At 61.9% G+C, this 12,568-nt stretch carries 17 protein-coding genes; 12 read left to right on the forward strand and 5 right to left on the reverse strand.

Features of this window, described 5'->3' with window-relative positions:
• Positions 1-56: 56 nt before the first annotated feature.
• Complete coding sequence (locus tag A0U87_RS07085; RefSeq protein ID WP_240700519.1) at positions 57-995, reverse strand: MucR family transcriptional regulator; 939 nt, start codon at positions 993-995, stop codon at positions 57-59.
• A gap of 194 nt (positions 996-1,189) precedes the next feature.
• On the opposite strand from A0U87_RS07085, the gene A0U87_RS07090 reads away from it, so the two are divergent.
• The 7 genes from A0U87_RS07090 to A0U87_RS07115 all read left to right on the forward strand — a co-directional run bounded on the left by A0U87_RS07090 (position 1,190) and on the right by A0U87_RS07115 (position 5,753).
• Positions 1,190-1,675: a hypothetical protein gene (locus A0U87_RS07090; protein ID WP_137405356.1), complete on the forward strand. Its 486-nt coding sequence runs from the start codon at positions 1,190-1,192 to the stop codon at positions 1,673-1,675.
• Positions 1,668-2,330 carry a hypothetical protein gene (locus A0U87_RS07095; protein WP_137405357.1) on the forward strand — a complete coding sequence of 221 codons (663 nt, stop codon included), beginning with the start codon at positions 1,668-1,670 and terminating at the stop codon, positions 2,328-2,330. The genes A0U87_RS07090 and A0U87_RS07095 overlap by 8 nt, the downstream gene beginning before the upstream one ends.
• Positions 2,331-2,374: 44 nt before the next feature.
• The gene (locus A0U87_RS07100) at positions 2,375-3,079 is read left to right on the forward strand and encodes a hypothetical protein (protein ID WP_137405358.1); all 705 of its coding nucleotides are present in this window, start codon (positions 2,375-2,377) and stop codon (positions 3,077-3,079) included.
• A 142-nt stretch (positions 3,080-3,221) separates the two neighbouring features.
• On the forward strand, positions 3,222-4,040 hold the full coding sequence (locus tag A0U87_RS07105; protein WP_240700520.1) for an N-6 DNA methylase: 819 nt from the start codon (positions 3,222-3,224) through the stop codon (positions 4,038-4,040).
• Between the two features lie 32 nt (positions 4,041-4,072).
• Positions 4,073-4,222: a hypothetical protein gene (locus A0U87_RS26150; protein ID WP_170978369.1), complete on the forward strand. Its 150-nt coding sequence runs from the start codon at positions 4,073-4,075 to the stop codon at positions 4,220-4,222.
• A gap of 197 nt (positions 4,223-4,419) precedes the next feature.
• On the forward strand, positions 4,420-5,451 hold the full coding sequence (locus A0U87_RS07110; protein WP_137405359.1) for a hypothetical protein: 1,032 nt from the start codon (positions 4,420-4,422) through the stop codon (positions 5,449-5,451).
• Positions 5,448-5,753 (forward strand): hypothetical protein, encoded by a 306-nt coding sequence (locus A0U87_RS07115; protein ID WP_137405360.1) that lies wholly within the window; start codon positions 5,448-5,450, stop codon positions 5,751-5,753. Before A0U87_RS07110 ends, A0U87_RS07115 begins: the two co-directional genes overlap by 4 nt.
• Positions 5,754-5,774: 21 nt before the next feature.
• Here the strand turns inward: A0U87_RS07115 and A0U87_RS07120 are convergent, their stop codons facing one another.
• The 3 genes from A0U87_RS07120 to A0U87_RS07130 all read right to left on the reverse strand — a co-directional run bounded on the left by A0U87_RS07120 (position 5,775) and on the right by A0U87_RS07130 (position 8,394).
• Positions 5,775-6,326 (reverse strand): hypothetical protein, encoded by a 552-nt coding sequence (locus A0U87_RS07120; RefSeq protein ID WP_240700521.1) that lies wholly within the window; start codon positions 6,324-6,326, stop codon positions 5,775-5,777.
• Complete coding sequence (locus tag A0U87_RS07125) at positions 6,316-6,588, reverse strand: hypothetical protein (protein ID WP_137405362.1); 273 nt, start codon at positions 6,586-6,588, stop codon at positions 6,316-6,318. The genes A0U87_RS07120 and A0U87_RS07125 overlap by 11 nt, the downstream gene beginning before the upstream one ends.
• A 75-nt stretch (positions 6,589-6,663) precedes the next feature.
• Complete coding sequence (locus A0U87_RS07130) at positions 6,664-8,394, reverse strand: ABC transporter ATP-binding protein (protein ID WP_137405363.1); 1,731 nt, start codon at positions 8,392-8,394, stop codon at positions 6,664-6,666.
• A gap of 188 nt (positions 8,395-8,582) precedes the next feature.
• Between A0U87_RS07130 and A0U87_RS07135 the strand changes: the two genes are divergently transcribed.
• From A0U87_RS07135 to A0U87_RS07145, 3 genes are all read left to right on the forward strand, one after another.
• Complete coding sequence (locus A0U87_RS07135) at positions 8,583-9,779, forward strand: DUF932 domain-containing protein (protein WP_137405364.1); 1,197 nt, start codon at positions 8,583-8,585, stop codon at positions 9,777-9,779.
• A gap of 85 nt (positions 9,780-9,864) precedes the next feature.
• Entirely contained in the window at positions 9,865-10,077 is a 213-nt protein-coding gene (locus tag A0U87_RS07140; protein WP_125999077.1) for a hypothetical protein, read from the forward strand.
• Between the two features lie 85 nt (positions 10,078-10,162).
• Positions 10,163-10,648, forward strand: a complete 486-nt coding sequence (locus tag A0U87_RS07145) for a hypothetical protein (RefSeq protein ID WP_137405365.1) — start codon at positions 10,163-10,165, stop codon at positions 10,646-10,648.
• 103 nt (positions 10,649-10,751) lie between these two features.
• On the opposite strand, the gene A0U87_RS26670 is transcribed toward A0U87_RS07145, so the two are convergent.
• On the reverse strand, positions 10,752-11,105 hold the full coding sequence (locus tag A0U87_RS26670; RefSeq protein ID WP_240700522.1) for a hypothetical protein: 354 nt from the start codon (positions 11,103-11,105) through the stop codon (positions 10,752-10,754).
• 432 nt (positions 11,106-11,537) lie between these two features.
• Here A0U87_RS26670 and A0U87_RS26675 point away from each other — a divergent pair, with 432 nt between their 5' ends.
• Together A0U87_RS26675 and A0U87_RS07155 are read left to right on the forward strand one after the other, a co-directional pair.
• The gene (locus tag A0U87_RS26675; protein ID WP_240700523.1) at positions 11,538-12,080 is read left to right on the forward strand and encodes a hypothetical protein; all 543 of its coding nucleotides are present in this window, start codon (positions 11,538-11,540) and stop codon (positions 12,078-12,080) included.
• A gap of 52 nt (positions 12,081-12,132) precedes the next feature.
• Positions 12,133-12,567, forward strand: coding sequence for a DUF4262 domain-containing protein (locus A0U87_RS07155; RefSeq protein ID WP_137405367.1), 435 nt, complete (start codon positions 12,133-12,135; stop codon positions 12,565-12,567).
• The last annotated feature ends 1 nt before the right edge of the window (position 12,568 follow it).

A 12,568-nucleotide genomic window follows, 5' to 3' on the forward strand; every position in this document is an offset into this window, starting at 1 on the left:
TAACGCACCGGACAGGCGAAGTACGGCGCGCTTTCGCCGCACTTCGCCGCAGATCATCATTCCGCCGGTGCGGCGACCTCCGCCTCGCCGGCATCCTGCTTGACCGCCGCAGCACGCCGCCGAGGCGCCTTCGGCTTCGTGGGTGGAGCGGCCTTCACGGCTGAGCCTTTCGTTGTGGCCTTCTTTCTGGCCGCGGGTTTTGCAGCTTCCGCCGTTGGCGGCGCGGCCGCAACTTCCTCGGCGGGCGCCGGCGTCGGGGCTTTCGCCGCAACCTTCGTCTTCGCCTTGGCCGGCGTCTTCTTCACAGCGGATTTCTTGGGAGCTGTTTTCTTGCTTGCCGGCTTTGCAGCGGCGGCGCCTTCGGGCTGTGCAGGCGCAGCTACCGGCTCCGGCGTCGGTTCAGATGCAGCGGTCCCGGCCGCATCGCCCAGATCGGCAAGAGCAGCCCTGACACGAACACGCCGGGACTTTTTCTCAGGGACAGGGGCCGCCTCGGTCACCGGTGCAACCTCCGGCACAGTCGCCGAAGCCCCTGCCGCTTCTGTCTCGGCCACACGCGCTGCTTCGACTGCGGACGCTTCAGCCGCCGACTGTGCGCCAACACGCCTTCCAAGCCCCAGCTGCTGCGCGACAGCACGTCGATGCTCCGAATAGGCCGGCGCGATCATCGGATAATCCTTGGGAAGATTATAGCGTTCGCGATATTCTTCCGGTGTCAGCCCATTTGTCGCCAGATGCCGCTTCAGCGTCTTGTAGGGCTTGCCGTCGAGCATGCTGATGATGTGCTCACGCGAACCGAGGCTTTTGCGGATCGATACAGCCGGAACATATTCAGGCGCTGCCGGCGTCTCTACCGTGGCTTTCCGTTCCAGCGCGTCACGGGTCGCTTCGATGATCCCGGCAATGTCGGCCGCCGGCACCTGATTGTTCGAGAAATAGGCGCTCAATAACTGCACCGTCATGGCGGTGGAATCGGGCTGCTCGGTGTCGGCCACGTAAAACTCCCTGAATTGGAAGGCCATGAATATGGCGGTGATTGTGGGGAAGAACTTGGGGGCAACAGCTAAGCGGGAAAGCGCTGCTCATGCAAGCACCCTGTGCATCGCGCGCATGGGACCGAAAATGAGAAGGGGAGGAAGAGGGGAAGATCAGGACCGATTGAAGGTCTTGTTTCCATGAAAGGCGAACCATGGCCGACCGCGTATCCGCCCACATCATGATTGGCGGCATGCTTGCCCGCTCCACATATCCTCAACTCATCAAGGCTATAGGCAACGATAATCCCGCTATCGATTGGGATGGCACGCCGTTCAGTCCTGAAGATCTACCCACCGATACGCCACTCGCGCTGATGGATCATGACGTCGCCGATGGTCGTTTCGAAGAGATCGAAGATGTCTGTCGCCGTCATGGCCTCCACTATGTTCGCTGGTCCGGCGGCTATCCCGGTAGTTTTCCGTCTGTTCGGGTTATTTACCTCGGCCATGGCGAACCACAACTGGTTCTGACAACCGAGGAGGACGAGCAACTCTTCCCGATTGAACGCATCAGGGAATTGGGAAGTCTCGAGGCGATCGAAGCGGAATACCGCCTTGCGCGCATGAATCCGCCCCCATTGTTGCTGGTCGACGACGATCCGGGCGATCCGGCTATTTCGGAGACCATCCATGGCTGATCATCATGTCCAGGGATCCTTCGCTTTCACTTGCACGGCAGCCGAAAGTGCGTTGATCGACGAGGCGTGGCAGCATGCTGCCGACCTGCTGGGTGACTTCACGCCAGGTGAACCGAGCGCGGAGTTTCTCGCCGCCTTCATGCCGACGGACCTCGGCAATCCGTTCAACGGCCTGCTCGGGCTCTTCGATGACCCCGCCTTTCCCGATTTCGGAGCGGAAATCGAAATTGAGAGCGGCGTCGACTGTGTCGTCTCGATCTACGGAACCACGGACTTCCAGCCAGGCCCGATCGCCGAACTCATCCGCCATTGTTGCCAGGAGAGTTTGAAGGCCCAGCCCCTCGGCTTCGACTGGAGCTACAACTGCTCACGTCCCCGTCGCGACAGCTTCGGGGGAGGGTGGTGCGCGATATTCGCCGATCATGTCGAGTTCGAGACCACGCAACAGCGGCTGGCGCGACGACTGGCCATATTCGCTACCGCGCCAGTGCGAGACCCGCCCGATCCATGGGTCGACGACCCCGACCATCCTTCCGTCGACCGGATCGCCGAGGTCCTGAATGGCGACACGCGCCTTGGTTATCTCGACTGGACGCTCGCCCGGATTGAAGCAGGCGATAGCGCCGATGCCCTGACGGTGCCGCCGCCGGCCTGACCGGCACACACCACAAAATCATCTCAAACCAGAAGGACAATATCATGACCGACGCCACCGCGCCGGGCGCATCCGCGCGCCTGTATAGCCAGACCGAACATGACGACCGCGGGAACTTCCACTATGAAGGCGACCTCTATCGCGCCGGAGAAGCGTTGCCGTCGCTCGCCTCCCGGATCGAGCGCCATCTGGCACAGCATTTTGCTGAAACCACGTTCGCGATCCGCACGGAGAAATTCTCCGGAGGGCGCAAGGTCATCGCGGAGCTCCTCGATGCTCCGACCGACCTGACTGGCCGCGACGCGCAGAACGCCTTCATTGTCGAGGTGCGCGATCAGATGGAACGGTTCGGTTCGACCCGGACAAATCCATTGCAGGATTTCTGGTCGTGCAGCTTTTACTGCGAAGTGCGCATTGGCCAGGCTTATTGGGCGGCGTTGGCAAAGCGCCAGGGGAGCCGCAATCCGGTCGATACGGTGATATCGCTGGCGGCCTTCAAGAAGCGGATCAGAGCCGGCGACCAGTTGAAACTGATCGACGCGCCAGCCGGTCATCGCCTGCTCGGCACGACCCGCGAAATCACGAAGGTGCGCTCCGGCGACCTGATCCTTGAAGGACGCTCCTACCTCAGCTTTCCCCGGGCATCAGCCTTTGCCTGTGACGGCCGTCTGATCCGGATCGCCATCGGCTCGGAACATGGTCCGGATGACCACCTGCTGTACGAGTGGATTCGCCTGAACGCCGCCTGAGCAGGGCCATACCCGCGCCCGCACTCTTCAGTTCGCGCGAATTCCGGGCGGTTACGAAAAAGCGCCGCACAGAAGATCCTGCTGCGGTTGGCTCATCCGCCCGCGCCCACGCGCGCGTGACATCATCGATCCGGAGGCTCCGATGCATGAGCCCTATCTCAAGGCGATGGCGACGCTGCTCCGCCGCAGCCAGCCGCGCCACGATCTCTACACCGTTTTCGGCCACTGTATGGAGGCCATGGCACTTGCCCTGGCCAACAGCGTCGATCTGCGGCAGCGCGAGCCACGCGAGGCGCGCTATCTCGACATTGTCGGACACTACCGGCCGGATGTGATTGATCTGTTTCCGCGAGTCCTCGCTGAACTGGTGCAGGCGCTCGAAGTCGGCGCTGGCGATGTGCTGGGCGCCCTGTTTCACGACCTTGAACTGCACAACAAGGCGCGTGGTCAGTTCTTCACGCCTTTTACCCTCAGTCGCTTCATGGCCCAGGTGACCATCGGGGATTGCGAAAGCGTCAAAGCGATCATCGGGGAGCATGGCTTCGTGACCGCGATGGAACCGGCCTGTGGGGCGGGGTCGATGGTGATCGCGCTCGCTGAGGCCATGCGCGATCTCGGTATAAACTATCAGCGCCATCTTCATGTTACCGCGATCGATATCGACCCGCGCGCGATCCATATGGCCTATGTCCAGCTCTCGCTGCTGCATGTGCCGGCGCATCTTATGGTCGGAAACTCCCTTTCGGGCGAAACGGGCGAGCATTGGTACACACCGGCCCATATTCTGGGCGGATGGAACGCCCGGCTCGCCCATCGACGACGCCACGAGCCCACTGGTGAGGCGCTTGTCCATGCTGTCGAAGCGCCGCCTGCGCAAGTCCCGATCAACCACGCAGTTTCACCGTCGCGCGATCCCCGAGCATCGCCGCCGGCCATGCCGCAACAGCTGAGCCTTTTCTGACCATCCGAGATTTCACATATCTGGAGACCGCCATGTTCCATCATGTCCATATCACCGCGCTCAGCCGGACGCCGGCCGGGATGACGGTCATAACGCTTGCCATCTGCGGACCACGCGGCGGTATGCGCGCCCTCGAGGATATTTCCATCGAGGAAGCCGAGGAGATGGCGGTACGGCTTTAGACGGCCATCACCGCTGCACGCGCCGGGCTCGACAAGGATCCGGCCGATGTCTTTGTCCAGGATGTGGTCGGTCAACTCGGCGACCCCGCACTTGCTCTCGATCCATCTTTCCGCAGATGGTGTAGCGCGCACCATGGCCTGCTCAGCGCTCGGCAAGCCGCAGAACGCTGGTGCTGCTGGCGCGTCGCCTGAGCCCCATGGCGATCGAAATCATGGTCGGCCTTCCGCACCTGCGCGAGGGACCGATATTGAGCCGCGCCCGTGCCATGCAGGTGCCGACACTCATCTCGGCGAACGCGCTCTCGCGCTGGAATCGCAGCAAGGGCTGGCCGGAATGGCAGGGGTGGCGCCTCGATTTGCTGAAAAATGCCGGCGGATTGTCCAGCATTTCATTGGACAGTGCGGGATTCGTGGCTTTGTCGCGCTATCACGCATATCCTTGGGCAACCGAGGACTATCTCGATCTCGCCGCAAGCTATCCGTTCCGCTGGTTCGCCAGCATGGACTATTGCGTTGAACCTGAGATCGCACCCGATCGCGAAGAGGTTCGCGACCGGATTTCAAGGACCATCCGCGTCAACCGCGATTGCTGGCGCGGCGCTCATGACCGCGGCATTGCCCATCGCTTCATGCCGGTAATGCAAGGCCGGGTCGCAGGCGATTATGAAAATTGCATCGATGCGCTGGGCGATATCGTCGAGGCCGTACCTCTGATCGGTATCGGCTCCATGTGCCGCAGACCCGTAGGCGGCAGCGATGGGGTAGTCGCCATCTTCGAGCATCTCGATCGGATTCTCGGAGCCAAGACGATGATTCACGGGTTCGGCATAAAAGGCACGGCCCTCAGCAAGCTGAGCGGGCTCGAACATCGTGTCGCATCGGCAGACAGCCAGGCATTCGGCCTCACCAGCAGGATTGAGGCGCGCCAGCGCGGCATCTCCAAGACCGACGCCTTCGTCGCCGATCATATGGAAAGATGGGCGCGCTGCCAATATGCACGGTCCGCCCGTTCTCCCGCGCCCCTACAGGGCGAGCTGCCGCTCGGCCCCGACGACCGACTGCCACGCGATCCATGGAAGAGGGCGATTGCACAGGCCCGCGCCGAAATCCGGGCCCTGATCGAAGAGGGGCAACTTTCGCACGATGAAATTTCCGACCCCTGGATCGCGCAGTGGGCAGCCGACATCTTCCAGGACGAACCGCTTGTAACCGCCGGGGATTCTCGATGATCCGCCACGGCGAAAGCATGGAGCGCATCCTGCCCGGCCTATATGCGGGGAACGAGGTCAGGGCTGAGCGCCACCGTCGCGGCTGGGCATTTCAGATGAAATGCGGCCAGCTCGGCCGCCAACTCTGGTTTGAATATTCTCCACACGGGCTGTGGACCGCCATCGGCATCTGGCGCACCCTGGACACCGGACTCTGGGTGGCGGCGCGCCTCCGCGCCGGAACGCATTTCTGGGATGAGAGCTGCCAGACCGCCCGCCTATATGGTGGTGACGTCTATTCCATTCTGCGCGATGAGGTGTGACCCGAACAGGTGAACCAGCGGTCAGTAGAGGATCAGGCCCGTTCCCGGCATGAGTTGATCCAGAAAATCGAAATCACGCCGGTTTCCTGTCAGTAGATCGCAACCTGTCGCTGCAGCCTGAAGAAACAGCAGGGCATCGTTGAGCAGCGCGATGGAATGCGGCTGACCCGAAAGGCGTATTACCGTTCCCGCCAGCATACCCGCCTCGCCGAACACACGCGAAGAGGGCACGCTCAGGCGATGCTCGGGAATATCGTCGATTGTCCGCCCCAGCATTTTGAGAACAGACGCTGTGCGCTTGTCGGCCGGATCGAGCGCACCCATCAGATGGGTCATTTCGCCAAGCGCCACGCTCGAATGGTTGACGATCCGGTTTTCCAGCAAGCGGTCTACTTCGAGAGGCGTCTTGCCCTGAAGCACGTCGATATAGACGCAGGTGTCAAGCAGGAGCTCCCGGCCGACGACGGCTGTCTTGTGAACGAGCGGCAATCCCTCTTCGGACCGCCGTGTCAGCCTTGCTGCCCGCCGCTGCGGCCTGATCCTGCGTAGCGACGCCTTGCGATCAAATCCCAAGCGCAATATCCGCAGGAATGGAACCCTTCCGGCCTACCAGTCTCGCACCGAAATCATCCTCGAGCGCCACTTTGGCAAGAGCATATTCGACGAGATCTGTGGTCGAGGCGATCCCGCTGCGCATCTTGGCGCGATCGATGAGTTCACGCGGCACGCGCGCGCCGACGGCGCAGTTTGTGCCTGACAGCAAACCTGCCGCTTTCGCGGCGGCCACGACCGCTTCATGTCGCTGGGACAAATGATCTTCGTGCTTCGTTGCCATCGAAAACTCCTCGCGTTGAACATATACGCCATTTTGTAAAACATGCAATGCGTCGCCGAAAGCCGCCTGCCAACCTCATTCTTGCGGACCGAGCCAGAGCGCCTGGTAGTGTGTGCATTGCCGCATCAGCTCCGCATGCGTCCCGCTGCCGACCAGACTGCCGCCTTTCATGAAAAGAACCTGGTCGGCACCCTTTGCTGTCGCCAGGCGATGGGTGATCATGATGAGCGTCGTCGCGTTATTGGTCCTGCACCGCAGCCTCGCGATTACATCTGCCTCGCTGCGCGGATCGAGCGCGGACGTGCTTTCATCCAGGATCAGGATCGGCACGTCCACCCCCGCCAAGCGTGCAAGCTCGAGCTTCTGGATCTGGCCTCCCGACAGGCGTTCGCCCTGTTCCCCCAATTCCATATCGAAGTCGATCGGTCTTCCAGGTTCGTGGAAGCGCCAGACATGAAGCAGTTCCTCGACGTCGCTGATGGGCTGGTTCGCCGGCGGATAGAGGATATTCTCCCGCAGCGATCGATTGAACAGCCCGATGAACTGCGGCGCATAAAGAATATAGCGATGACGCTCGCTCCAGGGGATCGTCGCAATATCCACTCCTGCAATCTCAACCCTTCCCGAGGCAGGGGCGAGCACGCCGGCAAGGATTTGGGCAAGCGTGGATTTGCCCGAACCGTTCGGGCCGACAATGGCGACGAAGCGCCCTGACGCGATGTGCAGTGAAATCCCGGCGAGGGCAGGCAAGCCATCGTCATAGCGGAAGCTGAGATTTTCAGCGGCGAGATCGGCATCGGCAAAGCGGTCGGGCTGCCAGGAACCCCGCTCATCCTCGGCATTCGTCAATGCCAGAACGTCGCGAATGTTGGCGATCGCGACGCCGGCCTGCGCCAGAATATAGCCAAGCGAACTCAGCGGAACCGTCAGTCGGAAGGCAAAGGTCTGCAACAGCACGAATTCGCCCGCCGTCATTCGCCCTTTGCCCACGTCGAGACCGGCCAGCATGAGCAGCGCCACAAGCCCGGCCCCCACGATGCAAAACTGGAGCGCCGCCATGATCGTCAGCGAACGGTACATGGCCACGCTGGCCTGCCGCTTCGCGCTCAATGTCCTGCCCACATAGTGGAGTTCGCGATCGAGAGCGCCGTTGAGGATGACCCGGCGGGCATTGCGCACGATGTCGCCGATCGTGCGGGACACATGCGATGCCGCCGCATTGGTTGCATCGGCATGCACACGGTGGCGTGCCGCGCCCATCCAGGTTGCCCCGAGAAATCCCAAAAGCGTCACGCCCAGGATGAGGACATAGCGAGGCTCGATCAGGCTGGCGATCACCGCGAGACTGGCAAGAGCCTGCAGGAAGACAGGCCCCAGTCGCCAGATCAACCCTTCCACGACCAGCGTCAGGCTATAGGGCAATCGCTCCAGCATGCCGGGAACGCGTCCGCTCCGGCTGTCGCGCGCCGCGGTGATTTGAGGCAGGGCGGCGCCCAGCGCATGGGTTTTGAGCTGCCGCGCCAAAGCTTCGACCATTTGTGCGGTGCAGGAAAGCCTGGCCGTTTCCAGGATGGAGGCGCCCGCCCAGCATCCCACGAACAGCAGGATGTACAACAACAATTGCATGGGCGGTCCCACTGGTCCGGCCAGCGTGTCGATCAGCAGCTTGAGCGCATAGGGACCGGCGACGCCCATCGCGATCACGAGGGTTTCCAGGGCAAAAGCCTCTATCAGACTCCGCCTGGCACCGAGGTTCGCAGACAGCATCAGCCGCGTCAGCCGGACCAATATGCCGAACGTCGTCACTGTAATGGCCTCCTGGCGATCGGTGAATGAGCCAGAAGGAGGATTTGGAACGCGGCCTTCATCCTAGCGGCAAATCAGGCTGTTGCGAAGCCGGGATCGCCAGACGCCAGAAAGGAAAGGGAGAGGCGGGAATGTGACGGGAGACGTGGATCGTCCCGTCGTTCCTCTATCTCAAGGAGATGGTTCCCATGGCGACCCTTGCCCGCATGAACGAAGCGCCCCCCGTATCCGCCCCCTATCGCATCGATGTCTCGCGCGGCCGAATGAGCAGCCGCGTTTCCTCGGAATGGTTTTCACGCCCCGACGATGAGAAATATCTCTCGCTGACCAGCCTCTATGATGCCGTTCGTGGCCGCGCGGACCGGGCGACCACCCGCATCGTCGAAAGCCGCGCGATCCGGGTCGAGGCGAAAAGCGACAATCCCGAACGCCTGATGCTGATGGCGCCCGGAGATGATCGCCCCCTGGCGCCGACCAACTGGTCCTTCGGCCAGGTGGCGAGCCTCGTTGGGGCACCGGCTTCCTATCTGCGCCAGCTTCCAGCGGCCCTTGCGGGCATCAACCTGCAACATGGGCTTATGACCCACCGCGGCGAGCAGGTCAAACTGCTCCAGACGGATAATGGCAGAACGGAACTGCGCGCTGCTACCGGTTCCGAATATGGGCGCATTTTCGACTGGGAACTGGTCCAGGCTGTGATGGCCTTTGCCGGCGATGGCGTCGGCGATACGCGATGGAAGGTGCCTGGCACAATTCAGTGGGGCAGCATGACCTACAATCCTCACGTGGACATCACCAAGGAAACGACCACACTCTACGCATCGGACAGAGATATTTTCCTGTTCCTCGTCGATGATACGCATCCGATCGAGGCAGGAAGACTGCCAAATGGCGATCCTGACCTGTACTTTCGCGGCTTCTATGCGTGGAATAGCGAGGTCGGCTCGAAAACCCTTGGCATCGCGACATTTTACTTGCGCGGAGTATGCGCGAACAGATGCCTTTGGGGTGTCGAGAATTTCGAGGAAGTCAACATCCGCCACTCGAAATTCGCCGGCGCCCGTTTTGCCCATCAGGCCGCTCCGGCACTCGAGCATTTCGCGAACTCCTCTCCGTCGCATTTCATCTCCGGCATCAAGGCCGCCCGCGAACGGATCGTCGCGCGCAAGGACGAAGATCGCGAGCCTTTCCTGCGCAGGCGCGGCTTCTCGAAGGCCGAGACCACGAAAATCATCCAGACCGTGCTCGCCGAGGAAGGCCGGCCGCCTGAATCCATCTATGATTTCGTGCAGGGCATAACCGCGCTCGCCCGGTCGAAGCCCCATCAGGACAGTCGCCTCGAACTGGAAACCAAGGCCCGAAAGCTCCTCGAACAGGCGCTTTGACGCCCGGCCTTCGTCCGCTTCTCCACTCTTCAGTCCCGCATCCTGGTCCCGCGCCAGAATGCCCTTAGTCATGAAAGGATGCCCGATGCGTCCCCATCAATCCGCCCCCCTTCAGGAATTCACCGTCGACGTCGCCTTTTTCAGCGGCGCAGACCCTTTCGCCACCGAAACATATCGGATCCCGGCCGCGACATGGTTCAGCGCTCAGCAGCAGGCGCTGCATATGTCGGTGAACAGCGTCTACGATAATGCGCGCATTCCCGATCTCCGTCGCACCGCCACCGTCCGGTCCGCCTGACGCACATCTGCGATCAAATCGGACATAGCCAGCCATTCCGGCGCATCATGCGGCGGAGTGGCCGGTCCCGATCAAGGACATCATCATGCAGGAACCTGACGATCGCATGTGGCGCGCGCTGCTCGATTTCCGCGCGCGTCATGGCCGGCGCTGGAAGGACGCGCTCACTCTTAAATGGATGAACGGCGATGACGAGCGGGAGCCAAACAGCGCATCGCTTCGCATGATCCGCAACCAGTTCGGGCCATCCTGGCTCTCGGACTTGCCCAGGCTTCGCCTCGACAACGCGGCGCGGCGTCTCGCCAATCTGGAGAAGCTTCCAGATATGTGCGCCTGTCCTCATCTGGAAACTGGCGAGACCATCATCATCAAGCGCGGCGAGGCCCGATATTGGCCAATGCCCTCGCTCATCGCGGTCGATGCGTTCAATGCCAGTTTCAATGCGAGGCCTGCCGCGATCGCAGCTATGCAAGCCGGCGCCATGTTCGGATGGGATGTCCCGGCAGCCGATCCCGATCGCTATGATGCGGTTGGAAGTCTACTGACCGATCGGGGCAATGCTGCCGGATGAGATCCCCATTTCGCGGTGCCTCCTTGCCGCCGACCCGAGACCTAGAGGAGCGAGGGAGGGATGGCGTGATCCTTGAGGAGATCGCGCATGCATGACAAGCCGCTCAGAAATTCCGTCCAGCATGGTTGCGGGCCGTCGCTGCCTTCCTCCGGTGCCGAGGCCTCCCGCCATGATTGAAGCCTCGACAGCCTTCGATCCCGCCGACGCGCGATGCTGGGTCGCGCGGGGCCGCCCCGAAGATCATGCAGAGCAACTGGCTCGCGCATGGGCTGACTTTCCGGATCTTCCCAATGAGGCGCCAGCCCAGGACCGCATGGCCCGCATTCGCGAGCGCGTCGCGGCGCTTCGCCCCCTCAACGACGCCATCCGCGAGGAAGGCGAACGCGAGCGGAAGCGCCGGAATTTCGCCTTCGTCGAACGCCGCATCGCCGAAGGGAAGGGCGCCGCGCGCGATCATTTCATCCTGCAGGCTTCCTCCCGCCATGGCTATGACTGGGACGACGCGGTTCAATATGCGGATGGCACTATCGCGGCATTATCAGGCTGGGAACCGCGCCGATCCTTCCATACAAGGTCTGGCGCTAGCGCTGATCCCCTCGACAGCGCCTATGCCCAGGGCTTTCGCGATGGCGGTGGGCGTTTCGACGATCCGTTCGATGCCGCGCGGCGCGCCTATGCCGCCGCGGCCGCCATGGAGAGAGAGCCACGAACCACCTCAGTCCAACCAATGTCCCGGCCGCTTCCAAGTAGTTGGCCTCTGCCGACAGACGCGCCGCGCCCCACGCGATGGTCCAGGCGCCTGCTGATCATAGGTGCGACTGCCGCGGCGGATGCAGGCCTTGCCCTTCCTGCCATGCTCCAGTCCCGGTCAGGTCATCAGGAAATGACAATGATCCTTGCCGTTCCCGGCCAGGGCTTTGGCCCGTGGAATAGCGTCGGCAATGCCGAAACGGAATGTGCGCAGAAGTCCTTGCCTGTCCTGCTCGCCGATGTCGATCCTGACGATATTCTGGTCGTTGCAGACGGCGATGATCTCGACTGGATTGACCACCACGCCGATCTCCTTCCCCTCTGCCGCACGATGGAGCGGACGCGAAACTCGGTGATCCAGCAACGCGGTCAGTTTCGCACCTGGCTCGATCGTGGACTCGATACCGGCGAAATCATGGCCGGCGGCCATATCTGCTGGACGAAGGTCGCCCAGGGGCTCTCTGGCCGCCTTGGCGAATTTACCGCCCGCTATGGCGGTCCCGCCCGCCCGCGCGGCCATCAGATCGTCGTCGAGCTCACAGACGGAACGTCCGCAACCGGCTTCATGACGCCGCAGGGCGACCTGCTCAAGCCGGAAGCGATCATCTCCAACAAGGCGCATTTGCGCAAGCATATGGCGGCAATCCTGCGCCGCTTCGCCTCCGCGATCCCGCACTATTGACCTCTTCTGGACCAAGCGACGCCGGTTCGCATCGCGAGATTGGAAACCCATCATGATCATCCCCACCACCGGCAGGGCCATCATTCAATCCAACATCGACAGGATGGGACAGCATATCTTCGCAATCTTCCCCGACGCCGACAATGCGGGCTTTGCCTATACGATAGGCAACGCCCGTCTCGGCCTCCCCGAACTGCTGATTACCGGAAATTTCGCGCCGATCCTGATGGCATCGGTTCTCAACGAAGTGGGCCAGCGAATGCGCCAGACGGACCAAGTGCCCGACAAGGATATCGATATCGGAGGCGTTTTCCCGATCCGTCCCCGCCTCGCCGGGGCTGAGGCTCGCACCGCATTCACCATCCAGGTTGGGCGCTTTCTCGGCCATGATGAATATGCCGTCGTTCAGCTCCTCCTGCCCGATCCCATGGGTTTCTATCCCGGCGAGCCAGGATGCGACCCTCGGTACGACGTTGCCCGTCCATGAT

Origin of the sequence: Sphingobium sp. MP9-4, assembly GCF_005281675.1 — a bacterium.
Lineage (GTDB): Bacteria > Pseudomonadota > Alphaproteobacteria > Sphingomonadales > Sphingomonadaceae > Sphingobium > Sphingobium yanoikuyae.

Bases quoted from the DNA above. Each gene is read 5' to 3' on its own strand.
- A0U87_RS07090 (WP_137405356.1), top strand. From the start codon at position 1,190: ATGGCCGACCGCGTATCCGCCCACATCATGATTGGCGGCATGCTTGCC.
- A0U87_RS07095 (WP_137405357.1), top strand. From the start codon at position 1,668: ATGGCTGATCATCATGTCCAGGGATCCTTCGCTTTCACTTGCACGGCA.
- A0U87_RS07100 (WP_137405358.1), top strand. From the start codon at position 2,375: ATGACCGACGCCACCGCGCCGGGCGCATCCGCGCGCCTGTATAGCCAG.
- A0U87_RS07105 (WP_240700520.1), top strand. From the start codon at position 3,222: ATGCATGAGCCCTATCTCAAGGCGATGGCGACGCTGCTCCGCCGCAGC.
- A0U87_RS26150 (WP_170978369.1), top strand. From the start codon at position 4,073: ATGTTCCATCATGTCCATATCACCGCGCTCAGCCGGACGCCGGCCGGG.
- A0U87_RS07110 (WP_137405359.1), top strand. From the start codon at position 4,420: ATGGCGATCGAAATCATGGTCGGCCTTCCGCACCTGCGCGAGGGACCG.
- A0U87_RS07115 (WP_137405360.1), top strand. From the start codon at position 5,448: ATGATCCGCCACGGCGAAAGCATGGAGCGCATCCTGCCCGGCCTATAT.
- A0U87_RS07125 (WP_137405362.1), bottom strand. From the start codon at position 6,588: ATGGCAACGAAGCACGAAGATCATTTGTCCCAGCGACATGAAGCGGTC.
- A0U87_RS07135 (WP_137405364.1), top strand. From the start codon at position 8,583: ATGGCGACCCTTGCCCGCATGAACGAAGCGCCCCCCGTATCCGCCCCC.
- A0U87_RS07140 (WP_125999077.1), top strand. From the start codon at position 9,865: ATGCGTCCCCATCAATCCGCCCCCCTTCAGGAATTCACCGTCGACGTC.
- A0U87_RS07145 (WP_137405365.1), top strand. From the start codon at position 10,163: ATGCAGGAACCTGACGATCGCATGTGGCGCGCGCTGCTCGATTTCCGC.
- A0U87_RS26670 (WP_240700522.1), bottom strand. From the start codon at position 11,105: ATGATCGCGCGCGGCGCCCTTCCCTTCGGCGATGCGGCGTTCGACGAA.
- A0U87_RS26675 (WP_240700523.1), top strand. From the start codon at position 11,538: ATGATCCTTGCCGTTCCCGGCCAGGGCTTTGGCCCGTGGAATAGCGTC.
- A0U87_RS07155 (WP_137405367.1), top strand. From the start codon at position 12,133: ATGATCATCCCCACCACCGGCAGGGCCATCATTCAATCCAACATCGAC.